Genomic DNA, 25,825 nt, shown 5'->3' on the forward strand with positions numbered 1-25,825 from the left:
ACCGACTATCCTCATTTGCAGGGATCACTCCAACACCCACTCCGCCAACTTCCCCGTCACCTGCGTCATCAACACATTCTCGACATCCCGAGCACCCGCCGCGCTGCATTTGGCGAGCACCGCTTTAACAATCCCTGAATCAAACTCGAACTGCTTGCCCGTCGCCGCTTTGTACCGACCACGCAACTTCTCAAGCTTGGCCAACACAATCCCTTCCAGCGTCGCCTCATCCAGTGGTCGATACGCAACCACAGTCATGCGCGCCAGAAACGCCGGGCGGAAGGTTTTCAGCAGGACTTTATGCAGCGCCTCGTTGAAGGCGTCAGAGCCGAGTTGCGCTACTGCCGTTTCGAGCAACAGTTCGGCACCGACATTGCTGGTGGCCAGCATCACGGTGTTCTTGAAATCCACCACCAACCCGGTGCCGTCCTCCATCAAACCCTTGTCGAACACGTTGTAAAACGCCTCCAGCACATCCGGATGGGCCTTTTCGATTTCATCCAGCAACACCACTGAATAGGGTTTGCGCCGCACCGCTTCAGTCAGCACGCCGCCACTGCCATACCCGACATAACCGGGCGGGGCACCTTTGAGTTGGCTGACGGTGTGCGCCTCCTGATACTCGGAAAGGTTGATGCTGATCAGGTTGCGTTCGCCGCCATACAAAGCGTCGGCCAACGCATAGGCGGTTTCGGTTTTGCCGACGCCGGTAGGGCCTACCAGCAGAAATACGCCGACCGGTTTTTGCGGATCGGTCAGCCCGGCGCGATAGGCCTGCAAGCGCTGGGCGATGGTATTCAGCGCGGTGCTCTGACCCATGACGCGTTGGCCCATGCGCTGGCCGAGGGTGCGTACCGCGTGGGCTTCGTCGGCGAGCATTTTGCCGACGGGAATGCCGGTCCAGCCAGCAATCACGGCGGCGACGGTTTTGCTGTCGACTTGCTCGGGCACCAGCGGATCGTCCTGCCGAATCGCGTCCAGTCCGGCTTCAAGTCGTAGCAATTCAGCGGCCAGATGATCGATGCGGCTGTCGGTGGCTTCATCAGGTTTGTCGCTGTCGGCGCGTTCGCTCAACGCCAGCAATTCCCGGCGCGTATCGAGAAGCTCGCGCACGGCCACGCGTTCTTCGCTCCAGCGGGTTTCCAGTTCGCGGATGGCTTGCACGTTACTGGCTGATTCGGTTTCCAGCAGGGTGATGCGCTCGCGGTGATCGAGGCCGGTGGCCTGTTCGCGGCGCAGACGATCGGCTTCATCCTTGAGGCTGTTCTGCCGATGGCGCAGGCTTTCCAGCGGTGGCGGCACGTCATGCTGGCCGAGGGCGACGCGGGCACACGCGGTATCCAGCACGCTGATGGCTTTGTCCGGCAACTGACGACCGGAGATGTAGCGGTGCGACAGTTTCACTGCTTCATGGATCGCCGCGTCGAGCACTTGCACGCCGTGATGCTGTTCAAGTTTGGCGGCCACACCACGGAGCATTTCCACGGCGGTGATTTCGTCCGGCTCCTCTACCTGCACAAGCTGAAAGCGACGGGCGAGGGCAGGGTCCTTCTCGAAATATTTTTTGTACTCCATCCAGGTTGTTGCGGCGAGGGTGCGCAACTCGCCACGGGCCAGCGCGGGTTTGAGCAGGTTCGCTGCATCGCTGCCGCCCTCGGCCCCACCCGCGCCGATCAGCGTGTGGGCCTCATCAATGAACAGGATGATCGGTTTGTCGGCGTTACGCACCGCGTCGATCACACCTTTGAGCCGTTGTTCGAACTCGCCTTTGACCCCGGCGCCGGCCTGTAACAAGCCAAGGTCGAGCACGCGCAAACTGACTTCCTGTAACGACGGCGGCACATCACCGGCGGCGATGCGCAGGGCCAGGCCTTCGACCACGGCGGTTTTGCCCACGCCCGGTGCGCCGACCAGAATCGGATTGTTCTGGCGGCGGCGCAGAAGAATGTCGATGCACTGACGAATCTCGCCGTCACGCCCCACAATCGGGTCGATGCGCCCGGCGTGAGCGTCGGCGGTCAGGTCTTGCGTGTATTGATCGAGCACAGAATCCTGCCGTGGCGCAGGGTGTCCAGAAGCCATGGAACGCGGGCCGACGTGCTCACGAGAGTTTTCCGTCCACTCCAGCAGATTCGCACGCAGCGCTTCCTTGGGAATGCGCAGCAACGACGACGCGCTGTTGAGCAACAAACTGCGGCGTTCTTCGCGATCGATCAGCGCCAGCAACAGCAGGCCGGAGCGAATGCTGTCGAGCCCCAACACGCTGGCCTGCACCACGGCATCTTCCAGTAAACCCAGCGTATGGGAAGACAGCGCCGGGGTGCGTGTGCTGCCGGATTTGAACAGCTCCAGCGCCTTGTTGATTTCCGCCGTCAGCGCATCACGTTCCAGACCGAAACGCGGCAACAGAAAAGCAAAGTCACCGCCCTCGATGTCGAGCAGTTCCAGCAGCAGGTGCTCTATCTCGACATAGTGATGCCCCCGTTGCAGGCAGCGTTGCGCGGCGCGTTCGAGGGCGCGGCGGTTGTCCGGGTTGAGGCGCCCGATCAGGCTGGCCAGTTCCATTTCAGGTGATCTCCAGCTGACGTAGGCGGGTTTCGATGCGTTGCACAGCGAGACTGGCCTGGCGTTGCAAACCGCCGTTCCAGCTCAGTTGCACTGGAGCCTGGCGCACGAGTTTCATTGGCCCGGCGCCGCGTATCAGCAGCACCAGGGTCACGTCCAGATCCGGACCGAAATACAGCGCCGCGAGACTGGCCAGCGCCGGATGGGTTTCACCGTCCGGCAAAAAACGCCCGGCCTGCGCCGAGGGCAACGGCCCGAGGGTCAGACGAATACCGGCGTGTTCATCCCAGACGCGTGTCCCGGCGACGGCCGTGCGACCGAGTTGCAGATTGCGGCCACCGGGCTTCATCAGACTGCGACTGGCCAGTGGAATCTCGCGCCACGCCCCTTCATAAGCGCTCAACTCGACCGGAACGCCGAACTGCTCACGCACAATCGCGGCGAACCCGGCGAGTGACCGGCGACCATCGGCAAACAACGCGGTGCAGGCCAACACCGCGCAATCGGGAATGGCCTGACGCTCCTGCAAGGATTTGGGCAGCAACCCGGTCAGTGCGCGCAGTTGCGCCTGCACCGGCGAGGTGCCAGGCGTAACAAAGCCGAGGGCGATGCGGTGTTTGCGCATCACCTTGTACAGCAGGCTGAGCAGGCGATGCTGGAACAGATCGAGGAACGCGGCCGGCGCATGATCTTTGGCCCGCGCCCGTTGTTGCAGCCATTCCTGATAGGCGTAGGGCAGGGGACCGTCGGGGCCGCCGAGGCCGAAGATCGGTGTGTCGAGGGTCAACGGTTCGCCGGGCTCTTCGCGCAGGTTTTCGATCTGGCTGGCGGCGAACAACGGCGTCAGCGGCCCGCGCAACTTCAGCGCTTCGGCTTGCGGCGCGGTACCGCTGCCGAGGGAGGCGGCTTGTGGCTGCTCGCGCTCCAGCAGCAGCAACGCCTGCAACCACTCGAACGCCTGCGGATCGCGGCGCAGTCGCTGGCTCAACGTCAGAGCGACAGCGGCATGCCGGCTTGGGGTTGCCATGCCTTGACCTCCTTGTCGTCCTGCATCAATACCGTGCGCACAAAGCGATTGGCAGTGGCGTACACCGAAAAGAACTGTGCGAGCACCGCTGAAAACAACACTGCGCTGCTGCCGACAAAATGCTGCGGATCAAGCTGCAGTTGCACCTCCAGACCATTGCGCCAACCGCGCCAGGCATCCGCGCCGACATGGCCGATTACCCGCTCGCAACCCAGGCTCGACAGACCTTCGATCTGGCGTATGGCGCTGGTCTCATCTCGCAAATTATGCAGGTGCAGAATCTCTTTCAGCGCATCGAGCGCCTGCGGGCCTTCGACCAGTGACAAGTGATTGAGGGTCAGTTGCGAAACCAGCCGCCAACGCGAATCGCCGTCCAGTCGCGGCATGCTCTGCGGGCTCGGCGGGTTGCGCAGGCGCGCCCACGCCACCGGGCCGGGGCGCTCGAAACCCAACGGCGTGCCGGCTTGCAAACTCTGTGCGAGGTGACGGTTGGTGCAAAGCAACTCGGCGGTGAGGCTGTAATCGGGCAGATTGGTTTGCGGTTCAAAACGGGTGTCGACCACGCTCACCAGCAGGTCACTGCCGAGGCGGTTCGGGGTCATGCCGCTGACCCGGCGAGCATGCCAATAACGTTGTTGATCGCCGCCGCTGTGCTGACTGCCGTAATAGGCCGGCAGTCGTTGTACGCCAGCGCGGGAACTGGCGCGCATGCCGCGAATACTGTGGATCTCGACGCTGTTTTCGCGGTGGCTGTCGGCAATCAAACGGTACTCGCTGCGGGTGCCGTCCGGGCGCAGCGGCTCGGAGGTACGCGGGAACAGATTGATCACCGGCGCGCAGCCGAGGGCGATATCACTGGCCTGCAAATGCAGGCGACTGGTCGGCGCACGGTCGAAAACGATGTACAGATAAAGCGTCTGACTGTCACTGGCGACGCCGCTCAACGGCAGGTCGAAGAAATGGAATTTGTCCGGGAAGGCGAAGTATTCGGCCAGCAGACGCATGCCCGGATGCACGCCGTCTTCATCGGGCAGCATGACTTCGTCATCGCTGAAACCAACGATTTTCGGCAAGCCTTTCAGCGCAGTCGGGACACTGCCGGGCGACCCTGCCAGCACTTGGACCGCCCGGGCGCCGAGCAAGTCATACAGGCAGGCATTGACCACGGGCGAAGCCGCAAGGTGGATCCGCAGTTGCTCGATACCCAGCGCTGACCACTGGCTTTCACCCAGGCAACGCAAACTCAGGCGCAGCGCCGAACGCGACTGCGCGACACCGGTCAGCGCCTGGGCTTCGTCGCTGCCCAGCAGCAGCGCTTCGCTCACTTCAATGGGCCACAGACACGCGGCGGCCGTGGTCCGAAAATGGATGCTCTCGCCTTTGCTGGTGGTCACGAACAACGGCGTATCGCGGGGCAGGGGATAGCCGTCGTCGAGATTGCCTTTGCCTGGGTCTGGTTCGAACTGAACGATTGCGCAGGAGGGCAATGGGCGCATGGCCAACGGGTAGAGCTGTTCAAGCAGCGCATCGCTGAATTCGGCGTAATCGTCATCCAGCCTTCGTTGCAGCCGCGCCGCGAGCAACGCAAAACCTTCGAGCAAGCGTTCGACATGCGGGTCGGGGCATTCGCCGGGGGACAGTTGCAGACGTCGGGCGACTTTCGGGTAGCGCTCGGCAAACTGGCTGCCGGCGTGGCGCAGCCAAGTCAGTTCGCGCTGATAGTAGTCGAGCAGTTGCGGGTCAATCGAGTCGCTCATGGCGCACCTCCAGCCCTTGGCCGCCGGGTTCGATGACAAACGCCACCGGCCAGTGTTGCTCGCCGCTGCGCAGCTCGCCGAGCAAGCGAATGCTCATTAGCTGTGGGTGCGCGGGCAGAGGATTGACCTGAACCTCGGCCAGTTTCAGGCGTGGTTCAAAGTAAGTAATGGCTTCGCGGATGTCCCGCGCCAGGCGTCGACGGTCATCGCTGCGCTGCTGTTGCAGGGCGCTCCAGTCGGCGATGCCGTAGTCGATCACGCTGGGTGGGTTGGTCAGCGTGCGCGGGCCACGGCGAGTGTTGAACAGGCGCCCGAGCTCGGCGTGTACCGAGTCGAGCAAGTCCTGGCGATCAAATTCCCGCGTGTCGTCGGCCTCGCTGGAGGCGAGGCGTTCGAACAGCGGAGCGAGTATGCCGGTGCCTGCCATGGCCGCGATGCCGGGTTAGCTGACAAGCTTGTTGGCGGCCATGTCCCACGTCGACGCGGCGGTGCCTTCCTTGGTGCCATCGTCTTTCTGCGCGGTGAGCTCCCATTTGATTTTGGTGAAGTTCAGCGACACGGTTTCTACCGGTTTGCCACCGGTGCCGCCGCTGACACTGACGTTCGACAGCACCACGTTGGTCAGGGTGTAGACGATAAAGGGCATCAACTGCCCGCTGCCTTCGGCGGCGTTGCGACCGATGGTGATGATGGCTTCGGGAATCGGTTTGCCGGCGCAGCAATATTCGTTGAGAGAGGGCGTCGAGCTGTCGACGAACTTGGTTACGGTGAACTCGCCGATGTGCGGTTTGCCGGAGGTTCGCTCCGAGTTGCTGACGTCGTTGGTCACCTGCATCGCCACGTTATGGCTGTAGGACATGACTTCGATCTTGTCGGCAAAACCCTCGAGCAGGCTATCGCCTTTGATGTCGCCGCCGAGGTCGAGAATGATTGCATCCATCGCTTGAAACTCCTGAAAAATTCAAATTGGGCAAATGGGTCAGTGCGTGGAGCGCGGACCCTGTGGTGAGGGGATTTATCCCCGATGGGCTGCGCAACCACCCCAAAAAAACAGGGCCGCTGCGCGCCCCATCGGGGATAAATCCCCTCGCCACAGGTAATTCAGTGGGCCTGTGAGAGGGGGCTCCCCCAGAGCTCAGTTTTTGCCATTCAATATCACCGCGGTCAGGCCGCAACCGGCGGCGGCAACGTCGCCACCAGACGAATCGACGCCGTCAGTTCCTCAAGCTGAAAGTGCGGGCGCAGGAACACCGTGGCGCGATAAGCGCCTGGCTTGCCGGCCACCTCGGTCACATCCACTCGCGCTTCACGCAGCGGGTACTGCGCCTTGATTTCCTGCGGCGCGTTGTCGTTGATCAGCACGTAGTCGGCGATCCAGTTGTTGAGGTAGGTCTGCACGTTGTCACGGGTCATGAAGCTGCCGACCTTGTCGCGCATGATCACCTTCAGGTAATGGGCGAAACGCGACGCGGCGAGCACGTACGGCAACATCGCCGAAATCCGCGCGTTGGCGTTGGCCTCGTTGGTGTTGTAGACCTTGGATTTGTTGGTGGTCTGGCCGCCGAAGAACACGGCGACGTCGCTGTTTTTCTTGTGGCACAGGGCGATGAAACCGAGGTCGTTGAGTTCTTTTTCGCGGCGGTCGGTGATCGCCACTTCAGTCGGACATTTGAGCGACAAATCACCGGAGCTGGTGCGGAAGGTGTGCGCCGGCAAGCCCTCCACCGCGCCGCCGCCTTCAGCGCCACGGATCGCCGCGCACCAGCCGTACTTGGCAAACGCTTCGGTGATGCGTTGCGACAGCGCCCATGCGGCGTTGCCCCACAGGTATTTGCTGTGGTCGGTGCCGTTGACGTCCTCGATGTAGTTGATGCCTTCCACCGGCGAAGTATCCGGGCCGTAAGGCAGGCGCAGGAGGAAGTGCGGCAGCACCAGCGACACATAACGCGAGTCTTCGCTCTCACGGAACGAGCGCCACTTGATCAGTTCCTGGCTCTCGAACACCTTCGACAGATCACGCGGCACGGCCAGTTCGGTGAAGCTGTTCATGTCGAATAACCGTGGGCTGGCGGCTGCAATGAATGGCGCGTGCGCAGCGGCGGCGACGTTCGACAGTTTCTCCAGCAGGCCAATGTCCTGCGGGTGCCGGCCGAAGGTGTAGTCACCCACCAGCAGGCTGAACGGGTGGCCACCGAAGGTGCCGTATTCCTCTTCGTAGATCTTCTTGAACAGCGCGCTCTGGTCGAATTCAACGGCTTTTTCCAGATCATTTTGCAGCTCTTTCTGCGTGACGTTGAGCAGGCGCAGTTTCAGCCGGGAGCTGGTTTCGGTGTTCTTCACCAGCATGTGCAGGCCGCGCCACGAGGCTTCGAGTTTTTGCAGATCGGGATGGTGCAGCACCTCGTTGAGCTGGGCGCTGATCAGTTCGTCGATCTGGCTGATGCGGTCGTTGATCATCGCCACGGTGTCCTTGTCGATGGCCATGCCTTCGTCAAGCACCTGGGTGGCGAACTCCGCGAGCATGTCGCGGGCGTAATCCTGCTGACTGTCATCGTGGGCCATGCGGCCATCGAGGATGATCTGGTCGAGCAGGGAAAGTGTCTCGGTCGTACTGTCGCTGGCTTGGTTCTTGGCGGCGGCGGGCATGGCGAATTCTCCCTCTATTCAAGTGGACGATCAGGCTTGCGGTTCGGCCGGAGCCCCGGCGTCTGGAGCCGGGGTAGCGGTGTCTGGGCGAGCCGATTTGATTTCCTGCAGGCCTTCGGTGTTGGCGATCACGTCGCGCAACAACTTGTCCAGGTCATCGTTGCCGTCGAGTTTGGTCAGCAGGTCACGCAGGCGCTGACGGGCTTCGAACAGACGTCGCAGCGGCGTGACTTGCTCCACCACGTTGACCGGGTCGAAATCGTCGATGTGTTTGAAATTGAGTTCGATGTTGAGCTTGCTGTCATCGCCACTGAGGGTGTTGTTGACCTGCAGCGTGGCGCGCGGGGCAATCGAGGCGAGCACTTCGTTGAAGTTGTCGCGGTCGATTTCGGTAAAACGTCGTTCGGTCAGTTTTGCCAATGGCTCAAGCGGTTTGCCGGACAGGTCGGCAAGAATTCCGACGACCAGCGGCAACTCTTTTTTCTCGATGGCATTGCCGATTTCGACGTCGTAGGTGATTTGCACCCGGGGCGGACGCACCCGGTCGAGCTTGTGTTGCGTACTTTCTGCCATGTCGGCGGACTCCGATGCGATGAGCGGGCGCAATGCATCGGGGAGGCCCGTTCATCGCTTTCCCTTACTGGACCGTAGGTTAGAAAGGGAGGCAGATGACCTGTCGTTCCTTTGACAAACCTTCCTGGATTCGGCTGTAGGAACCGAACTACCCAAGACGCTAGAACAGGTCTATAAAAAAGCAAGCGAAAACATTTTTGGACAGAATCACGAAAAGGAAAATTCATTTTGCCTGGACGATTTTTTCTAACGTTGGGGTTTGTGCTGCTGACGGGTTGTTCCTTCTTCGGGCCGAAGGTGGACCTCGACAGCCTGACTCTCGACGTCGCACCGAAGGCCAATGACGACACGCCGATTGCCGTGGATTTCATCGCGGTCAATGACCCGGACCTGCTCAAGCAATTGTCCGGCATCAATGCCAGTCAGTGGTTTGCTCAACGCGAGCAGTATCAACGCGACTATCGTCAGCTGATGAGCGTGTGGGGACTGGAGCTGGTGCCGGGGCAATTCATCGACCGTCAGCCCTTCCCGCTGGAGGGCAAGAAGGCCGCTGGACTTTTAGTCTTCGCCAGCTATAACACTCCCGGAGCGCACCGATTACGCCTCGACGATCAGCGCGAGGCATGGCTGAAATTCGACAGCCGCGAGATGAATCTGGTCAGCCAGGACAAATAAAAAATCCGCCCGCCGCCGGCTTGCGGCATGGTCGAAGGGAGTCGTATGAGTCTGCTACCCGACGCGGTCTGCTGGCATGAAGGCATGCAATTGCTGCCGCAGCATTTTCAGTTGCAGGGGCTGCGGGCCGAAGCGCTCGGCGCGCATTTGGCGCAGGCGTGCAACCCGTGGTTCTGGGGCGTCAGCCACATGGAGTTCGACCCTTCGGCGCTGAGCGCAGGCGTGGTGCGGGTGTTGTCGCTGCAAGGCACGCTGCCCGACGGTTTGCCGGTGGATGTGCAGGCCGGTGTCGGCGAGACGCTGGAGCTGGATGTCAGCGCGGCGATCGAGGCCACTGACGATGCCACTGTCACCGTGTATCTGGCGATCAGCCCGATGTGGCGCGCCGGGCAACTGCTGCCGCTCAGGGGCCGTTTGCAATCGGTGGTCGGTGAAGCGTTGCCGGATCTCACCAGCGGTCAATTCCCCGAAACGATCACCGTGTGGCGCCCCAATCCACGCCTGTGCACGCAACTGAACCGAGCCGATTCGATTTGCCTGCCATTGCTGAAAATCCGCAAGGAGGGCGGCGGTTTTCTACCGCTTGCCTACACACCGCCGACGCCCGTCCTGTTGCCGGAATCTGCCCTCGGTCGACGCATCGCAGGGCTCTGTGCACGGGCGCGGGAAAAATGTCTGTTTCTCGGCGGTCGCCTGCGTCAGGCGCAACAGGCCGGCAATCAGGATGATGCGCTGGAAATCCGTCGGCAGCTGACCGCGTTGTGGGCGCGCCTGCCGGAAGTCGAAGGCACACTGAACAGCCGCATCGCGCACCCGCAAACCCTGTATGTGCATTTGCTGGGCCTTGCCGGCGCGTGGTCGGCGCTCGATCCGCTGGCCGGCGTACCAGCGTTCGCGCCGCTGGATTTTCTCGAGTTGCAGCGCGGTTATGACGCCGTGCTGCAATGGCTCGAAAGCACCCTCGAACTGATCCGCGCCGGCTATCGCAGTCTGCCGTTCGAACGCAGCGAGCAGAGCTTTTCGATCCAGTTGCCGGACGAACAGCCGAGCCAGCGCCTGGTTATCGGTTTGCGCATGCCCAACGGCGCCAGCGAGCAAGCGGCGATTGACTGGTTGCGCGGCGCGATCATCGCTTCTGCGCCGCATATCGCCTTGCTCAGTCGCCAACGCATGAGCGGTTTGACGCACCAGGCCATGAGCCGCACCGAGCAAGTGGCCTATAGCGTCGGTGAGGACACGCGACTGTTCGTGGTCACGGCCGAGGGCGCGTGGTTCGACGCGCAACTGCCGCTGATGATCGCCGCGCCAGCAGCGAAGCTGACCAGCAGCCCGTGGCAAGTGGTGCTGTTTGTCGCCCAGAACAGCGAAAGTGCCTGATCACACAAGGAACGCCGTATGTCGCAAGGAAGTGCCGCAAGCCTTGGGTTGCAGGACGCACCGTTGAGCAGCGCGTTCCGGCAGGCGTGGCAGCAATGGCAACAGGATTGGCTGCAATTGCCCAAGGACAGCGAGGACGAAGCGGCACTGGTCGAAACCGTGGTCGAGCTGTCCACGCAGGCCTCGCAACGACTGTGGCGCACCGCGTATTCACGGGTCGGCGACTCGGCCACCGAACAGGTCAAAGCCGTGGTGTATGCGTTCGTCGCACTGGTCGACGAAACCCTGCTGTTCACGCCGTGGCCGGGGCAGGGCGCATGGCAGGACAAACCGTTGGAGTCGCGTTTGTATTCCAGTCGTCAGGCTGGCGAGCAGGTGCCGGCGGCGATTCAAACCCTGCTCGACGAGCAGCAACCGACCACCCGCGATCTGGCCAACGTGTATTTGCAGTGCCTGATTCTCGGCTTTCATGGCCGTCTGCGCGGCGAGCACAGCCAGGCACAACTGGAAAAATGGCGGTTGGCGCTGTTCAACTTTGCCTGGCAAGCGGAAGCCACGTACGCCGATGTCAGCCGCCGACTGGCGCAGCCCTCGCTGGCGATACCGTTGCAGATGCCGGTACGCACCGCGCTGCCGGACGGCTTTCGTCTGGCGTTGGGCATTCTGGCTATTGTGCTGTTACTGACCGGGCTCGGGCATTGGTTGTGGCGTGACATCGGCCAACAGTTGGCGCCGGTATTGCAAACCAGCGATGTGGTGGATGCGCCGGAGCAAGACTCATGAGCCCGCTGACGATTGTCGCGTGGGTCGTCGCCATTCTGCTGGTGCTGGTGATCATCGGCGTGGCGGTGTGGTGGCTGCGCACTCAAAGCGGCGCAGCGATCCGCAGTTTTTATGCCTCGGTGCGCCATATGGAGCGCGACCAGGGCAATCTCGACCGCTACCAGATGCCATGGCTGCTGATGCTCGGTGACGAGGTCCAGGGTACGCAACTGGTCAGCGAGTGGCGCTTGCAGCCGACCGACAAACCGGCGTGGTTCGGGCGCTGGTGGTCGGACCCCGAAGGCGCGGTGCTGGTGGTACCGCAGGCATTGTTCCTGCCGGATGACGGCATGCATTTGCAGCGCGGCAGTTGGTGGCGGCTGCTCGGCCTGATCCTGCGCTTGCGCAGCAAACGGCCGCTGGACGCGGTGATCTGGACGGTGCCGGTCAGTCGCCTGGACAATCTTGAACAAGCGACGCAGTTAGGTCTGGCCGCACGTCGACGTTTCATCGACCTGCTGCAACGCTTCGGCCTGAGCGTCCCGGTCTACGTGATTGTGACCGGGCTCGAGGAATTGCCGGGATTTCAGGAACTGATCAGTGCGTTGCCGCAAGAGGCTCGCGAAGCCACGCTGGGCTGGTCGTCGCCCTACGCCCGCGACGCCGTGTGGCAAGGCGCGTGGAGTGATCAGGCGCTGGATCAACTGCACCGCGCCGTGGCCGAAGCGGTGATTGAAATCGGAACGTTGTCGGGGCAATTGAGTGCCGATCTGTATGCCTTGCCGGACCGTCTCGAGACTTTACGGCGTGGTTTGCAGAACGTGCTGGAGCCGGTATTTCAGGGCAATGCGCAAGGCGAGGCGCCGTGTTTTCGCGGCGTGTATTTCACCGCCAATGTCGCGGGGGAAGACGCGCAGAATGGTTTTAGCCTGGAAGACAACGGCTTGCAGCGCAGCGCGTTCGCCCGGCAATTGTGGCGCCAGCGCCTGGTTGGCGAACAGGGACTGGCGCACGGTGTGCCGCGCTTGCTGCGCCTGCGTCAACGTTGGCAACGGCTGACTGCCGGGGTGGCGCTGGTGGTGGGGGTGGTCTGGGCGGTGGCGATGCTGTGGGTCTGGCACGCATCGGTCAGGGATGCCCATGAACTGGCGCGGCAGATGCAGGGAGCGCAGAAGAGTTACGTGGCGGTCACCGATGAGGCGCAGCGAATCGACTCGACCCGGCGCAACGTGCAGGCTTTCTGGCGGGTACTGGAACGCGCCCCGCACTGGAACTACGTTTCGCTGGTGTTTCCGACGTCGTGGTTCTCCTCGCTCGACAACCAGCTTGAACAGGAAGTTTTTCAGTCCACCCGGCGCCATATGATCCTGCCTCTGCAACAACTGCTGAGCGCGGAGCTGGCGCAAATCAAGGCGATCCGCAGCACTGATCGGCGCAGCACTGTCGAAGGCGACGACCCGGCGCAGTGGCAGAACTATCAAAAGGCAACCGATCTGGTGAATCGGGCACTGCGTCTGGAACAGCAAAACCAACTGTTCAATCAGGTGCAAAACAATCAGCGCGCACCGCTGGAAGATCTGGTGCAACTGAGCAATAACGCGCTGTCCCTGAACCTCAACGCAGGCACCCTGGCGTATGCGCCTTTCTACAATCGTCTGCTGGTGGCGGGCGAGGACGGCAGCTTGCAGGCGCTTGACCTGAGCGCCGACCGGCCGCTGATCGTCAGTAATTTTTCCGGCTTGATGCAGCGCTGGCTCGATCAATATTTTCTCGCCGACAATTTTGTCAGCAAGGCCGGTTATCTCAAGTTGCACCTTGATCAATTGGAGGCCGGCAGTGGTAACAGCCTGACCGAGCTTGAAGACCTGACCGCGCTGGTCGACGATCTGCAAGCGGCGATTGCCCTGACCAATTCGACCTGGAGCCGCGGCAAGGGCCAGGAGCTCGTGCCGGGTTATCGGGACTTTCTCGACAAGGTGGGCAAGAGTTCGCTGTTGGGGCCACAGGTGCAACAGGACCTCGACACACAAGCGACACGCTTGCAGCAGAGTTTTCGTGATCAATGGATCGCCCAGGTCGGCTCGCGCGACAATCTTCTCGTTCAGCAGGCCAGTGGGCAGTTGGCGCTGCAAGAACAGGTGGTGAAGCTCGATAACGCGATACAGGCGCTGTTCAAGCGTGACTTCGTTTCAGCGGCCTTGCGTGCCAGCGAAGACAACATCAACTTGCAGGGCCAGACCGTCGATGGCGATGACCTCAATGAATCACTGAAATACTTCGCCGACTACAGCCGCTATATCGCTGAAGAATTGCCGCGCATCCCGCCGGATTATCGCGGCGCGCTGCTTAAAGCCGCCGAGGGCGCCGCCGCCCAGGCAATGTGGTTGAGCCTCAAGGATCACAACGATCAGGCGCATCCTTATGCGGTGTTCAACGTGCAGGCCGAGCAAGCCATGGCCCTGCAAAAGGCGTTCGTCGAAGTCCATCGCACGGATCTGGCCACACAGCTGCAATCGGCACTCAATCGCCGCGCCCTGGCGCAGATCACCAACGCGTTGAGTGAAGTCACCGAGCAACCGCTGTTTGGCGGACGCAGCGAAATCAGCCAGTGGGATGGCTCGAAAAACCTCGGCCTGCAACTGTTCGGTGCCAGCGATGTGCAGGACCTGAAACTGAGCCTCAAGCAGCAATTCAACACCATGCTTGGCATCACTGAGCGGCGGACATCTTCGTTGCAGTGGCTGACGACCCAGCAAGCCAATCTGTCGGCGCTCGATTACGAACGGGTGACACAGTTCAGCGCGCTCAACGACGAACTGCTCAAGTACAAGGAAGCCAATCCGGCCAGTTCGCCGGCGCAGATCGAGCAACTGGTCAGCCGAGACTTCGTTGAAATGGACGTCAATTCCTGCCTGCAAATGTTGCAGACCGCCAACCTCACTGGCGGGCGCGGCACCCTGGCGATGCGCGGCGTGGAGTTGCAGCAGGAAGCCATGCAGCGTTGCCAGATGCTGCAAGTGCAACAGGCTGCGGCGGCGTGGAATGAATTGGCCAATTACTTCAACCAATACCTGGCCGATCGCTTTCCGTTCGCCAATGGCGTGCAGATGCAAGACGCCGATCCGGCGCGGGTTGAATATTTTCTGCAACTGATCGACAAACGTCTGCCGATCGCCCAGGCCGGACTGGCTACCAATCAGACTCCAGAACGCCTGGCCGCGGCTGATTTTCTCAATCGCTTGAAGCAGGCCAGCACCTGGCTGACGCCGCTGTTTGTACGCGACAAGAGCGGCATTCTCGGCGTTGAGCTGGACGTGCGTTGGCGCACCGATCGTGATGACGAGCAGGGCGCTGATCAGGTGATTGCCTGGGGCTTGCTTGCCGGCAGTCAGCAAATCAATTATCCGATGCCGGCCGAGCAACCGAACCTGCGCTGGATGGTTGGCCAACCGATGCGCCTGACCCTGCGCTGGGCGCGCAACGGCAAGGAGCGGCCGGTCAACGATCCGCTGCAACCGAACCTGGTGGTGCGTGATCTGGAAGCCGGTTGGGAGTATGGCGGGCCGTGGTCGCTGCTGCGGCTGATGCGCGCGCATTTCTCGGTGCAGCGCCAGCCAAGCATGGACTACACCGACTTCCCCTTGACCCTGCGTTTGCCGGTAACGGGCGCCCCCGACAGCGTCACCAACGAATTCACACGGATGTTCGTGCGCGTTTCGTTGATGAGCCAAGGTTCGAAACTGCCTTTGTCGATTGCGCCGTTGCCGACCCGCGCGCCGCGCTCGCCGTTTCAGGCAACCGGCAGCACCGCCGCCCTTGAATCCCGGAAGGAGGGCTTGTGAGCCTGCCATCAACTACGTTGCCGGACCTGATTGATCAGTTGCTCGCGCCGATCAGTGCGGACGCGCCTTGCGGCGTCGATTTGCGCTATGAACGTGAGTTCGACCAGTTGCGCGACCTGCGCCGCGAAGACGATGCCAGCCTGCCCACCGGGGTCTGGCAGTCGACACTCAAGCGGGCGAATTGGCCCGATGTCGAGAAACTCACCACGACGTTATTGCTGGAGCGCAGCAAGGATCTGATGCTCAGCGCCTGGCTCGGCGAGGCGTGGTTGCATTTGCAGGCCCTGGACGGCCTGCCCGGCAGTCTGGCGCTGATCGCCGGTCTGTGTGAGCGCTTCCCCGAAGACTTGCATCCGCGCGCCGAGGATGGCGACCAGTCGTGGCGGGTTATTCCGCTGGAGTGGCTGGTGCGTCGGTACAGTGAAGTGTTGCTCACCCGCGTGCCTTTATTCGGCAGCCGTAACAGCGATTTTGAGGCTTATACCCTTGAAGTCTGGCGGCGTTTGCAGGTTCAGCAAGTGCAGGCCAACGACAGCAAGAACGCCAAGACCTCAGCGGAAGCCGCGCGCAACGAACAGAAAAAACTCAACGAACAGATTCGCGTCACGCCGCTGGCGTTCTGGCTACGCACTCAGGGCAACCTGTTGCTGAGCCTGCAACACCTGCAACGGCTCGATAGCTGGAGCGATGCCTATCTGGGTGATCAGGCGCCGGGACTGCGCCCCTTGCAGGACACCATTGAAGCGTTACTGAAGCTGGTTCAGGAGTTTATCGCCATGCACCCACAACAACCGGCGCCGCCCCCCCCTGTGGTCGAAGTCCCTGCTGCCGTTGCGCCATCCGTCGAGGACGCGCCAATCGCGCAGGCCTTTCGTGAGCCTGCGAATCGCGAAGAGGCCTATCGCCAATTGCTGCTGATCGCCGAATACCTCGCCCGCACCGAACCGCATAGTCCAGTGCCGTATCTGATCCGGCGTGGAGTCGAGTGGGGCAACAAACCGCTGAGTGAATTGCTCGGAGAGTTGATCAGCGCCGATGCTGAATCGCGGCGCTTGTGGACGTTGCTTGGCGTGCTTTAGTGCACGCGCTGGCTGCTGATTTTCGGCGGTAACTGAATCGGTGTCAGCACCGGTTGCCCGGAGAAGAACGCCTGCAGATTTTTCCCCACCAGTTCTACTGTGCCTTGGGTGGCTTCCGGTGACAGACCGGCGACGTGAGGCGTGAGCAACACATTACTCAGGGTTTTCAGCGCATCCGCTACGTGCGGCTCATGGTCGAAGACGTCTAGCGCGGCGCCGGCAATGCGCCGTTGCTCCAGCGCGGTGATCAGGTCTGCCGTGGCGATCACACTGGCCCGGGCAATGTTGATGATGAAACCGTTCGGCCCCAGCGCATCGAGCACCGCACGCGTCACCAGGTGCTGAGTGCCGATCCCGCCCGGCGTCGCGACGATCAGGAAGTCCGAGGCTCGCGCCAGTTCGGTCGGGGTCGAGCAGAACGCATAAGGCACCTCGCTACGCAATTGGCGGCTGTGGTAGCTGATCTGCATGTCGAAGCCGAGGCTGGCGCGCTTGGCAATCGCCAGACCCACCGCACCGAGGCCAAGAATGCCCAGCCGTTTGCCAGCCAGGGATGGACGCATGATCTTCGGCCATTCCCCCCGACGCACAGCGCCATCGCAGCGCGCAATATCGCGCACCAACGCCAGCAGCATTGCCATCGCATGATCAGCCACGGACGAGGCGTTGACCCCGGCGCCGTTGGTCACGGTAATCCCACGATCACTGGCGGCTTGCAGGTCGACCTGTTCGTAACCGGCACCGATCACCGTGATGATTTTCAACGCCGGCAGCGCGGCAATTTCAGCGGCGGTCAGGCCCAGCGGGCCACGGGTCAGCACTGCATCGATCCGTACACCGTGGGTGGCAATGGCTTGCGCACGTTCGGCCGGGGTGGGAGCAAGGATCAGGTGAAAACCTTGATGCTCGAGAATCGGCAGATAGTCATTGATGGTTTCAACCAGTACCAGAACGGTGGCGGGCATTGCGCGGCTCCTTTGAACAATGGCGGTTCGGTCGCGAAGTCGTAGCAGAGTGCTGATTCCAGAGCTGTTTGGCAATGGCTGAGCGCTGCCCCGTTTCAGCCAGTGTAGGAGCTGAAACGGGGAGCGCGCGGACGCTTCGTCAGAAGGTCACGTCGGCGCTGTCGATCAGCCTCGCAAAGCCGGCGCCGAGGGTTGCGTTGTGGTGTTCGATGATGGCTTGAGCAGGCAGCACCGGGGTATCCATGCAAGTGTGAGCGTCGGCGACCACTACAGGTTTGAAGCCCAGGTCAGCGGCGGCGCGGCAGGTGGCGTCGATGCAGAACTGAGTCTTCATGCCGACGAGGTACAGATCGTCGATTTTTCGGCTGTTGAGTTGCTGCGCCAGTTTGGTGCCGAGGAAGGCGTTGGGTCTGGACTTGTTGAAGATAATGTCGGTGTCAGCGTCCAGCTCCAGCGCTGGCAGCAATTGCCAGAATGGACTGCCAGCAGCAACCGGCGAGCCCTGGGAGCCAGTGTGGCACACGGCGTAGATGGGCACGTTTTGTTGGCGGGCTTTTTTGATCAGGTGCTGAATGTTGGCGAGAACCGGTTCGCCCTTGTGGGGTTTTTCCGGGCCGTGGAACAGACCGACCTGCATATCGATGATCAACAGCGCAGCAGACATGGTGTTTCTCCTTTTGACGAGCGGGGTAGCTGATGCCGCACGGACGGGAGAAACAACAAGGCCCCGTCCATTGCTGGCGGGGCCTTGGGTTCGCTGCGCTGGTTTTTACCTCAGACGCAAACACCACGACCCGCCGGTGGCGGTCGTGGTGGTGCGGGTGAAGTGCAGCGAGCGAAGGTTCATGAGGTCGATCATGCTGGTCGTGTTGGGCGGCTGTCAATCAAGTGCTCGATAACCGGGCGCCGCCGGAGCAGACCACAGGCGGTGGCAGGGCGATTGGCCCGCCGTAATCTCAGTAGCGACTTTGTATGAGGCGGCCTACTCAACTCGCGGATTTTGCCTACGAAATCGCCGGACTCATCTGCTATCTGGCACGGGATGAATAGGAAATCATGAGGGTACAAAGCAGCTCGGCAGCCAGTGCCAATAGCCAAGGAAGGCGCATGCTTCAGGATGATCGCGACAATCTGGAACTCCAAAGGCTAATGAACGAAACGCGGAAACTCGCGGCTGAGAGACAAAAGCTGCTAGCGGAAGCAAAAAAGCTAGAGAGGGAGACGAATTTATATCCACTCGCCGTGTTGGGTGGGGTGGTGACCGCAATCACTGCAGTAGCAGGCGTTTTTTTCAAGTTTTGAGTGTTCGCGCTTCTCAACAGTCAGGCCCATGACCCAAAAAGGAAATCAACATGAGTACATTTGACCGCAAAGCCATGATTGAACAGTTAGATCGAGAGCACGATGAATGGGTTGAGAAAATGCGTATCAAGGACAAGGACGATATGTATCCAGTCTGGGGGATGCTGGGGTTCGGCATTTTTTGCATGTCACTTGGATTCATCCTGGCTCGATCGATCTGATCAAGTCGCCCATCATATTCGGCGCTGGTGCTTGCCAGAAAACGACACTGTACGTACCCATCGCCGACAGCTAATTTCCCAAAAACGACATCCCTCTGATCTGCTCCGCACAACCATTCCTCAGCTAAGTCTTTGCTTCTGCTCATTTATCACGGAGAATCGCGCCCCTGTTTCGGCCGGAGCATGTCTGTCGGTTTTTTCCGACGCGTCCTGACCGAGTGGCAAGTGACCGGAATGCGGAGATCCGACCGGATGAATGATCAGGCCAATAGCGTCGAAGAGCGCTTTGATGCAGCAGCACCCGCTGAACTTTCGAGCTGGAATCGCCAGGACACCACCTGGATGTTGGGACTGTTCGGGACGGCCATCGGCGCCGGCACCCTGTACTTGCCGATCAACGCAGGGATCGGTGGCTTCTGGCCGCTGGTGATCCTCTCGCTGTTGGCCTTCCCGATGACGTTCTACGCACACCGCGGTCTGACCCGGTTTGTGCTGTCCGGTCGAGAAGGCGCCGACATTACTGATGTGGTCGAAGAGCATTTCGGCATCAAGGCCGGGGCGCTGATCACGCTGCTGTATTTCCTTGCCATCTTCCCGATCCTGCTGATCTACAGCGTCGGCCTGACCAACACGGTCGCCAGTTTCCTCGAGCATCAACTGCACATCACGCCGCCGCCACGCGCGTTGCTGTCGTTCGTGCTGATTCTTGGTTTGCTGGCAGTGGTGCGTTGTGGCGAACAGGCGATCGTCAAGGCGATGAGCTTGCTGGTCTATCCGTTTATCGTCGCGCTGCTGTTTCTCGCGGTGTACCTGATTCCGCACTGGAATGGCGGCATCCTCACCACCGTGTCGCAAGTCCCTGCGCCGTCGGAGCTGTTGCACACGCTGTGGCTGGCGATCCCGGTGATCGTGTTCTCGTTCAACCACTCGCCGATCATCTCGGCGTTCGCGGTCGATCAAAAGCGCCGTTACGGCACCCACGCCGATGAGCGCAGCTCGCAAATCCTTTGTCGTGCGCACCTGCTGATGGTGGTGATGGTGCTGTTCTTCGTGTTCAGCTGCGTGCTGACCCTGTCACCAGCACAACTGGCTGAAGCAAAGGACCAGAACTTGTCGATCCTGTCGTACCTGGCCAACCACTTCAGCAACCCGACCATCGAATTCGTGGCACCCATGATTGCGTTCGTGGCGATTTCCAAGTCGTTCCTCGGTCACTACATTGGTGCCAGTGAAGGTCTGAAAGGTCTGATCATCAAGAGCGGCAAGCGTCCCGGCGCCAAGGCGCTGGATCGCATCGTGGCGGCTTTCATGCTGGTGGTGTGCTGGATCGTGGCGACGCTGAATCCGAGCATCCTCGGCATGATCGAGACCATCGGTGGCCCGGTCATCGCGGCGATCCTGTTCCTGATGCCGATGTATGCGATCCGCAAAGTGCCGGCGATGGCGCGCTTTCGTGGTCAAGCGTCCAATGTGTTCGTCACCGTGGTAGGTCTTGTGGCAATTTCGGCGGTGGTTTACAAACTGACGATGTAAAGCAAGATCAACAGAAAAGCCACTGCACACGATGTGTGCAGTGGTTTTTTTTCGTCTGGATGAAACCGCCACGTAGGAGCGAGCCTGATCGCGATAGCGGTGGCTCATTTAAAAAAGATGGTGGCTCACACGGCGCTATCGCTGGCAAGCCAGCTCCCACAGGGATTGCGGGTGTTTGCGCCATGGTGGGCATCACACCAAATATTGTAGGAGCGAGCCTGCTCGCGATAGCGGTGGCACATTCAAATACGATGGTGGCTGATACACCGCCATCGCCAGCAGGCTGGCTCCCACAGGGATTGCGGGTGTCTGCGCAATGGTGGGCATCACACCAAATATTGTAGGAGTGAGCCTGCTCGCGATAGCGGTGGCTCATTTAAAAAGATGGTGGCTGACACGGCGCTATCGCTGGCAAGCCAGCTCCCACAGGGTTTGCGGGTGTTTGCGCCATGGTGAGCATCACACAAAATAATGTAGGAGCTAGCCTGATCGCGATAGCGGTGGCACATTCAAAGACAATGGTGGCTGACACGGCGCTATCGCTGGCAAGCCAGCTCCCACAGGGTTTGCGGGTGTTTGCGCCATGGTGGGCATCACACCAAATATTGTAGGAGTGAGCCTGCTCGCGATAGCGTTGGCTCATTCAAATACGATGGTGGCTGACACACCGCTATCGCTGGCAAGCCAGCTCCCACAGGGTTCTGTGTGATGCCCACCAATGCGCAGACACCCGCAATCCCTGTGGGAGCTGGCTTGCCAGCGATGAGGCCGGAGCAGGCGGCGGCGATTCTGCAGGCATAAAAAAACGCCGCTCATCTCACGATGGGCGGCGTTTTTCATGGCGTTGTAACGTTAGGCTTGAACGACCGGGATGTTGGCGTTCGCAGCAGCTTCACGGAACTCGGCGATCTGGTCGAAGGACAGGTAGCGGTAGATATCGGCCGCCATGCTGTCGATCTTGCCAGCGTATTCCATGTACTCCTCGACGGTCGGCAGGCGACCCAGGATCGAAGCAACCGACGCCAGCTCGGCCGAAGCCAGGTAAACGTTAGCGCCGTCGCCCAGACGGTTCGGGAAGTTACGGGTCGATGTCGACACGACAGTCGCGTTTGGCTCTACACGTGCCTGGTTACCCATGCACAGCGAGCAGCCTGGCATTTCCATGCGCGCGCCAGCCTTGCCGTAGATGCCGTAGTAGCCTTCTTCGGTCAGTTGGTGAGCGTCCATCTTGGTCGGCGGCGACAGCCACAGACGGGTTGGCAGCTGACCCTTGACCTGATCCAGCAGTTTACCGGCAGCGCGGAAGTGACCGATGTTGGTCATGCACGAACCGATGAACACTTCGTCGATCTTCTCGCCAGCAACGCTGGACAGCAGACGGGCGTCGTCCGGATCGTTTGGTGCGCAGAGCACAGGCTCGCTGATGTCGGCCAGATCGATTTCGATGATTTCGGCGTATTCGGCGTCGGCATCGGCTTCCATCAGCTCAGGGTTGGCAACCCAGGCTTCCATCGCTTGTGCGCGACGTTCCAGAGTACGTGCATCGCCGTAGCCTTCGCCGATCATCCAGCGCAGCAGGGTGATGTTGGAGTTCAGGTACTCGGTGATCGACTCTTTCGACAGCTTGATGGTGCAACCGGCAGCCGAACGTTCGGCCGAGGCGTCGGACAGTTCGAAAGCCTGTTCCAGCGTCAGACCTTCCAGGCCTTCGATTTCCAGGATGCGGCCGGAGAAGGCGTTTTTCTTGCCTTTCTTCTCGACGGTCAGCAGACCGTTCTGGATAGCGAAGTAAGGAATGGCATGAACCAGGTCACGCAGGGTGATGCCAGGTTTCATTTTGCCTTTGAAGCGCACCAGGATCGATTCCGGCATGTCCAGCGGCATAACGCCGGTGGCTGCGGCGAACGCGACCAGACCGGAACCGGCCGGGAACGAGATGCCCATCGGGAAACGGGTGTGCGAGTCACCACCGGTACCGACGGTGTCCGGCAGCAGCATGCGGTTCAGCCACGAGTGGATGATGCCGTCGCCCGGACGCAGGGAAACGCCGCCGCGGGTCATGATGAAGTCAGGCAGGGTGTGGTGGGTGGTCACGTCGATCGGCTTTGGATATGCCGCGGTGTGGCAGAACGACTGCATTACCAGATCAGCGGAGAAGCCCAGGCACGCCAGGTCTTTCAGTTCGTCACGGGTCATTGGACCGGTGGTGTCCTGAGAACCTACGGTGGTCATCTTCGGTTCGCAGTAGGTGCCAGGACGAACGCCTTTGCCTTCTGCCAGACCGCAAGCCTTGCCGACCATTTTCTGCGCCAGGGTGAAACCCTTGGTGCTTTCAATTGGAGCATCCGGCTTCTTGAACAGATCGAACGCTGGCAGACCCAGTTCGGCGCGAGCCTTCTCGGTGAGGCCACGGCCGATGATCAGCGGGATACGGCCGCCAGCACGAACTTCGTCCAACAGCACCGGAGTCTTCATTTCGAAGGTGGTCAGGACTTCGTCGGTGCCGTGTTTGCAGACTTTGCCAGCATGCGGGTACAGGTCGATCACGTCGCCCATGTGCATGTTGGAAACGTCGAACTCGATTGGCAGTGCGCCGGCATCTTCCATGGTGTTGTAGAAGATCGGAGCGATTTTGCTGCCGAAGCAGAAACCGCCAGCGCGCTTGTTCGGCACGTAAGGAACGTCGTCGCCGAAGAACCACAGCACCGAGTTGGTTGCCGATTTACGCGACGAACCGGTACCGACCACGTCACCGACGTAGGCGATCGGGAAGCCTTCACCGCGCATTTCTTCGATCTGCTTCATCGGGCCGATGGCGCCCTGCTGATCAGGAACGATGCCGTCGCGTGCCATTTTCAGCATGGCCAGTGCGTGCAGCGGGATGTCTGGACGCGACCAGGCATCTGGAGCAGGGGACAGGTCGTCGGTGTTGGTTTCGCCGGTTACCTTGAACACGCGCAGGCTGATCTTGTCGGCCAGGGTCGGGCGGTTCTTGAACCACTCGCCGTCAGCCCAGGATTGCAGCACGGCTTTGGCGTGAACGTTGCCGTTCTTGGCTTTTTCGGCTACGTCGTGGAACGCATCGAACATCAGCAGGGTGTGCTTGAGTTGCGCGGCAGCGACTGGCGCCAGTTCGGCGTCGTCCAGCAGGTCAACCAGGGTCACGATGTTGTAGCCGCCCTGCATGGTGCCGAGCAGTTCTACAGCGCGCTTCTTGTCCAGCAGAGGGGAGGAGACTTCGCCCTTGGCCAGAGCAGACAGGAAACCGGCCTTTACATAGGCAGCTTCGTCCACACCTGGTGGAATGCGATTGGTGATCAGGTCAACGAGGAAAGCTTCTTCGCCAGCCGGAGGATTCTTCAACAGCTCAACCAGGCCGGCTGTTTGTTCGGCGTTAAGCGGCTGGGGAACGATACCCAGTGCTGCACGCTCTTCGATATGTTTGCGGTAGGCTTCAAGCACAGTTATTACCCTCATCAGTGGTCCCAAATGGGTGTCCGGGACGCTCGTCGCGAAATGCTCGTACTCATGCGCTGCGTGGCGTTGTGGGCCACTTAGCCAGAATTACCGACCATTCCTTACAGAAGCTGCTTTCAAAGTTTTACGCCTGCAGAGGGGGAGCTGATGAGGGTTGGCGTTGGGCTTTTCCCCGCTGGAAAAACCCGTCGCCAACACCGCTCTGAAGGAACGACTGTGCTCGTGACGCTTTGAAAACAGCTTCTAACGGACATTTGCGCCTTAAAAGGCTGGCTGATTCTACGGCAAAAAAAATTTAAAGGTAAGTCGGGCTCTATTGGACTTTGGTGGCGTTGTGCGTAGCCGGTCCAAACACCGGGCCAGCGCTTGCCCCTGACGTTTGAGGGGTGATCAATGCCTGACAAAGGGCTAACATGCCGACCTGTTCCGCGTTTCAGTGCCTTTGCCTACTTTATATGCCCAATCAGACCATCAAGACTCCCTGCGTCGGCCTCTGCTCCACTGTTTACGGTGATCTGGTGTGCCGTGGCTGCAAGCGTTTCCATCACGAAGTGATCAATTGGAATGGTTACGGCGAGGAGGAAAAGCGTGCGGTATGGCTGCGTCTGGAGCAGTTGCTGTCACAAGTGATGGCGGGCAAGGTCGAGATTTTCGACCCGGCGCGGCTGCGCCAGCAGCTCGAACAGCGCAAGATCCGCTTCGTGCCGCATCAGTCGGAATATTGCTGGGCCTATCAGCTGATTGCCCGTGGCGCGCGGGTGATCATTAATCTGGAAGCCTACGGCATGGTGTTGCTGCCGGAGTTTCGCGAATGGAATCTGCCGGAATTGCGCGATGCCATTGATCGGGAATTCTTCCTGCTGTCTGAAGCGCACTATGAGCGCTACATCGCGCCAGGATTTCTTAAGGACGCCTTTGGCGCTTGAAGGCAAAAGATCGCAGTCTTCGGCAGCTCCTACAGGTAGAACGCATTCCCTTGTAGGAGCTGCCGAAGGCTGCGATCTTTTGATCTTTAGTGCTTCACCGCCAACTCCACCAGATGATCCTCAACCTCCTGCGGCTTGAGCACCAGCACATCACTCTCCAGCGCATCCAGTATCACTTCAGCCGTATTCCCGATCAACGCCCCTGACAATCCGGAACGCGCGACGGTGCCAATCACCGTGACGGCCGCTTGCAGCTTGTGGGCTATAAACGGAATCAACACATCCGCCGGACCCTCCTCGATATGCAGGTGCGCGTCATCAACGTCGAATTCGGCCTGAAACGCCCGGCACTGCTCGCGATATCGCGCTTCTATGGTTTCGCTGAGCTGCATCGTCGGGTCGGCCGACGACAGCATTGGCGACGGGTGGGCGCTGATCACGTGCAGATGCGCCTTGGCCAGGCTGGCAATGTCATAGCCGTGATCGATGATTGTGGTGTGCAGATGCCGATGCTCCCCATCGGTATTGCCTACGTCGATCGCCGCCAGAATCACCTTGTCCTTCCACGAAGTTGAGGTTTTCACCAAGAGCACCGGGGTAGGGCAGTGACGCAGCAGTTTCCAGTCGGCGGGCGTCAGCAGCGCTTTTTTCAACGAGCTGTCGGGAAAATGCTGTTTGATCACCAACCCGCAACCTTCTGCTTGCTGCACATCGATGATGGTTTCGTGCAGGCTCTCGTTCCACGCCTGTTCGGTGGTCACGCTGTAACCGTCCGCCAGCAGCGCGGTTTTGAGCACGCCGAGCATGCCGGCATGATCATGCTTCTTGTCGCACACCAGCAGGTGCAGATGGGCCTGGGTCACGCCAGCGATCAGTTTGGCGCGCTTGAGCGCCAGGCTTTCCGAATGTTCGGGTTCGATGACCACCAGAATGCTGCGAATGGCTTGCATGAGCGGAGTCTCCAGCAAAGAAAAGGCACGGCGTTGCACAACTATAGTTGCTGCTTGAACACCTGCGACTTGATGCATATCAACGCCAGCCGCTGGTGGTCTGCCCGCAGGCCGGTATAATCGGCGCCCTTCGCTCGAACACCTTTTG

Annotated in this window: 20 protein-coding genes; 9 read left to right on the forward strand and 11 right to left on the reverse strand. The window is 60.5% G+C overall.

Going from position 1 to position 25,825, the window contains the following annotated elements:
• Positions 1 to 24 precede the first annotated feature (24 nt).
• The 7 genes from tssH to tssB all read right to left on the reverse strand — a co-directional run bounded on the left by tssH (position 25) and on the right by tssB (position 8,568).
• The gene (gene tssH / locus ICA16_RS02020) at positions 25 to 2,565 is read right to left on the reverse strand and encodes a type VI secretion system ATPase TssH (protein ID WP_210699803.1); all 2,541 of its coding nucleotides are present in this window, start codon (positions 2,563 to 2,565) and stop codon (positions 25 to 27) included.
• Between the two features lies 1 nt (position 2,566).
• Complete coding sequence (gene tssG / locus ICA16_RS02025; RefSeq protein WP_210699804.1) at positions 2,567 to 3,592, reverse strand: type VI secretion system baseplate subunit TssG; 1,026 nt, start codon at positions 3,590 to 3,592, stop codon at positions 2,567 to 2,569.
• Complete coding sequence (tssF, locus tag ICA16_RS02030) at positions 3,556 to 5,349, reverse strand: type VI secretion system baseplate subunit TssF (RefSeq protein ID WP_210699805.1); 1,794 nt, start codon at positions 5,347 to 5,349, stop codon at positions 3,556 to 3,558. Before tssF ends, tssG begins: the two co-directional genes overlap by 37 nt.
• Positions 5,333 to 5,776: a type VI secretion system baseplate subunit TssE gene (gene tssE / locus ICA16_RS02035; protein ID WP_210553004.1), complete on the reverse strand. Its 444-nt coding sequence runs from the start codon at positions 5,774 to 5,776 to the stop codon at positions 5,333 to 5,335. The genes tssF and tssE overlap by 17 nt, the downstream gene beginning before the upstream one ends.
• 15 nt (positions 5,777 to 5,791) lie before the next feature.
• A complete protein-coding gene (locus tag ICA16_RS02040; RefSeq protein WP_150602870.1) occupies positions 5,792 to 6,289 on the reverse strand; it encodes an Hcp family type VI secretion system effector in 498 nt (165 codons plus the stop codon).
• A gap of 224 nt (positions 6,290 to 6,513) precedes the next feature.
• A complete protein-coding gene (tssC, locus tag ICA16_RS02045; RefSeq protein ID WP_150602869.1) occupies positions 6,514 to 7,995 on the reverse strand; it encodes a type VI secretion system contractile sheath large subunit in 1,482 nt (493 codons plus the stop codon).
• A gap of 30 nt (positions 7,996 to 8,025) precedes the next feature.
• The gene (gene tssB, locus ICA16_RS02050) at positions 8,026 to 8,568 is read right to left on the reverse strand and encodes a type VI secretion system contractile sheath small subunit (protein ID WP_150602868.1); all 543 of its coding nucleotides are present in this window, start codon (positions 8,566 to 8,568) and stop codon (positions 8,026 to 8,028) included.
• A gap of 228 nt (positions 8,569 to 8,796) precedes the next feature.
• Between tssB and ICA16_RS02055 the strand changes: the two genes are divergently transcribed.
• The 5 genes from ICA16_RS02055 to tssA are packed head-to-tail and all read left to right on the forward strand — an operon-like array spanning position 8,797 to position 16,303.
• Positions 8,797 to 9,243, forward strand: a complete 447-nt coding sequence (locus ICA16_RS02055) for a type VI secretion protein (RefSeq protein WP_210553002.1) — start codon at positions 8,797 to 8,799, stop codon at positions 9,241 to 9,243.
• Between the two features lie 45 nt (positions 9,244 to 9,288).
• Positions 9,289 to 10,620 (forward strand): type VI secretion system baseplate subunit TssK, encoded by a 1,332-nt coding sequence (gene tssK, locus ICA16_RS02060; RefSeq protein ID WP_150615297.1) that lies wholly within the window; start codon positions 9,289 to 9,291, stop codon positions 10,618 to 10,620.
• Between the two features lie 18 nt (positions 10,621 to 10,638).
• A complete protein-coding gene (locus ICA16_RS02065; RefSeq protein ID WP_210553001.1) occupies positions 10,639 to 11,403 on the forward strand; it encodes a DotU/TssL family secretion system protein in 765 nt (254 codons plus the stop codon).
• Positions 11,400 to 15,224 (forward strand): type VI secretion system protein, encoded by a 3,825-nt coding sequence (locus ICA16_RS02070; RefSeq protein ID WP_210699806.1) that lies wholly within the window; start codon positions 11,400 to 11,402, stop codon positions 15,222 to 15,224. The genes ICA16_RS02065 and ICA16_RS02070 overlap by 4 nt, the downstream gene beginning before the upstream one ends.
• On the forward strand, positions 15,221 to 16,303 hold the full coding sequence (tssA, locus tag ICA16_RS02075; protein WP_150602863.1) for a type VI secretion system protein TssA: 1,083 nt from the start codon (positions 15,221 to 15,223) through the stop codon (positions 16,301 to 16,303). The genes ICA16_RS02070 and tssA overlap by 4 nt, the downstream gene beginning before the upstream one ends.
• Here tssA and ICA16_RS02080 read toward each other — a convergent pair.
• Both ICA16_RS02080 and ICA16_RS02085 read right to left on the reverse strand, forming a co-directional pair.
• Positions 16,300 to 17,268 (reverse strand): 2-hydroxyacid dehydrogenase, encoded by a 969-nt coding sequence (locus ICA16_RS02080; protein WP_210699807.1) that lies wholly within the window; start codon positions 17,266 to 17,268, stop codon positions 16,300 to 16,302. The genes tssA and ICA16_RS02080 overlap by 4 nt on opposite strands.
• Positions 17,269 to 17,407: 139 nt before the next feature.
• Positions 17,408 to 17,932, reverse strand: a complete 525-nt coding sequence (locus ICA16_RS02085) for a cysteine hydrolase family protein (protein ID WP_210552997.1) — start codon at positions 17,930 to 17,932, stop codon at positions 17,408 to 17,410.
• 443 nt (positions 17,933 to 18,375) lie between these two features.
• Between ICA16_RS02085 and ICA16_RS02090 the strand changes: the two genes are divergently transcribed.
• The 3 genes from ICA16_RS02090 to ICA16_RS02100 all read left to right on the forward strand — a co-directional run bounded on the left by ICA16_RS02090 (position 18,376) and on the right by ICA16_RS02100 (position 20,324).
• Positions 18,376 to 18,570 (forward strand): hypothetical protein, encoded by a 195-nt coding sequence (locus ICA16_RS02090; protein ID WP_150602860.1) that lies wholly within the window; start codon positions 18,376 to 18,378, stop codon positions 18,568 to 18,570.
• Between the two features lie 50 nt (positions 18,571 to 18,620).
• The gene (locus ICA16_RS02095; RefSeq protein WP_191626428.1) at positions 18,621 to 18,791 is read left to right on the forward strand and encodes a hypothetical protein; all 171 of its coding nucleotides are present in this window, start codon (positions 18,621 to 18,623) and stop codon (positions 18,789 to 18,791) included.
• A gap of 252 nt (positions 18,792 to 19,043) precedes the next feature.
• Positions 19,044 to 20,324 carry an HAAAP family serine/threonine permease gene (locus ICA16_RS02100; RefSeq protein WP_150615304.1) on the forward strand — a complete coding sequence of 427 codons (1,281 nt, stop codon included), beginning with the start codon at positions 19,044 to 19,046 and terminating at the stop codon, positions 20,322 to 20,324.
• An 852-nt stretch (positions 20,325 to 21,176) separates the two neighbouring features.
• Here the strand turns inward: ICA16_RS02100 and acnB are convergent.
• Positions 21,177 to 23,786 carry a bifunctional aconitate hydratase 2/2-methylisocitrate dehydratase gene (gene acnB / locus ICA16_RS02105; RefSeq protein WP_210700160.1) on the reverse strand — a complete coding sequence of 870 codons (2,610 nt, stop codon included), beginning with the start codon at positions 23,784 to 23,786 and terminating at the stop codon, positions 21,177 to 21,179.
• Positions 23,787 to 24,256: 470 nt separating this feature from the next.
• Between acnB and ICA16_RS02110 the strand changes: the two genes are divergently transcribed.
• Entirely contained in the window at positions 24,257 to 24,727 is a 471-nt protein-coding gene (locus ICA16_RS02110) for a DUF1289 domain-containing protein (RefSeq protein ID WP_210700161.1), read from the forward strand.
• Between the two features lie 86 nt (positions 24,728 to 24,813).
• On the opposite strand, the gene ICA16_RS02115 is transcribed toward ICA16_RS02110, so the two are convergent.
• Positions 24,814 to 25,677 (reverse strand): universal stress protein, encoded by an 864-nt coding sequence (locus ICA16_RS02115; RefSeq protein WP_210699808.1) that lies wholly within the window; start codon positions 25,675 to 25,677, stop codon positions 24,814 to 24,816.
• Positions 25,678 to 25,825 lie beyond the last annotated feature (148 nt).

The sequence above is a fragment of the Pseudomonas anatoliensis genome (genome assembly GCF_017976235.1).
Lineage (GTDB): Bacteria > Pseudomonadota > Gammaproteobacteria > Pseudomonadales > Pseudomonadaceae > Aquipseudomonas > Aquipseudomonas anatoliensis.

Bases quoted from the DNA above. Each gene is read 5' to 3' on its own strand.
- tssH (WP_210699803.1), bottom strand. From the start codon at position 2,565: ATGGAACTGGCCAGCCTGATCGGGCGCCTCAACCCGGACAACCGCCGC.
- tssG (WP_210699804.1), bottom strand. From the start codon at position 3,592: ATGGCAACCCCAAGCCGGCATGCCGCTGTCGCTCTGACGTTGAGCCAG.
- tssF (WP_210699805.1), bottom strand. From the start codon at position 5,349: ATGAGCGACTCGATTGACCCGCAACTGCTCGACTACTATCAGCGCGAA.
- tssE (WP_210553004.1), bottom strand. From the start codon at position 5,776: ATGGCAGGCACCGGCATACTCGCTCCGCTGTTCGAACGCCTCGCCTCC.
- ICA16_RS02040 (WP_150602870.1), bottom strand. From the start codon at position 6,289: ATGGATGCAATCATTCTCGACCTCGGCGGCGACATCAAAGGCGATAGC.
- tssC (WP_150602869.1), bottom strand. From the start codon at position 7,995: ATGCCCGCCGCCGCCAAGAACCAAGCCAGCGACAGTACGACCGAGACA.
- tssB (WP_150602868.1), bottom strand. From the start codon at position 8,568: ATGGCAGAAAGTACGCAACACAAGCTCGACCGGGTGCGTCCGCCCCGG.
- tssK (WP_150615297.1), top strand. From the start codon at position 9,289: ATGAGTCTGCTACCCGACGCGGTCTGCTGGCATGAAGGCATGCAATTG.
- ICA16_RS02065 (WP_210553001.1), top strand. From the start codon at position 10,639: ATGTCGCAAGGAAGTGCCGCAAGCCTTGGGTTGCAGGACGCACCGTTG.
- ICA16_RS02070 (WP_210699806.1), top strand. From the start codon at position 11,400: ATGAGCCCGCTGACGATTGTCGCGTGGGTCGTCGCCATTCTGCTGGTG.
- ICA16_RS02080 (WP_210699807.1), bottom strand. From the start codon at position 17,268: ATGCCCGCCACCGTTCTGGTACTGGTTGAAACCATCAATGACTATCTG.
- ICA16_RS02085 (WP_210552997.1), bottom strand. From the start codon at position 17,932: ATGTCTGCTGCGCTGTTGATCATCGATATGCAGGTCGGTCTGTTCCAC.
- ICA16_RS02090 (WP_150602860.1), top strand. From the start codon at position 18,376: ATGCTTCAGGATGATCGCGACAATCTGGAACTCCAAAGGCTAATGAAC.
- ICA16_RS02095 (WP_191626428.1), top strand. From the start codon at position 18,621: ATGAGTACATTTGACCGCAAAGCCATGATTGAACAGTTAGATCGAGAG.
- ICA16_RS02100 (WP_150615304.1), top strand. From the start codon at position 19,044: ATGAATGATCAGGCCAATAGCGTCGAAGAGCGCTTTGATGCAGCAGCA.
- ICA16_RS02110 (WP_210700161.1), top strand. From the start codon at position 24,257: ATGCCCAATCAGACCATCAAGACTCCCTGCGTCGGCCTCTGCTCCACT.
- ICA16_RS02115 (WP_210699808.1), bottom strand. From the start codon at position 25,677: ATGCAAGCCATTCGCAGCATTCTGGTGGTCATCGAACCCGAACATTCG.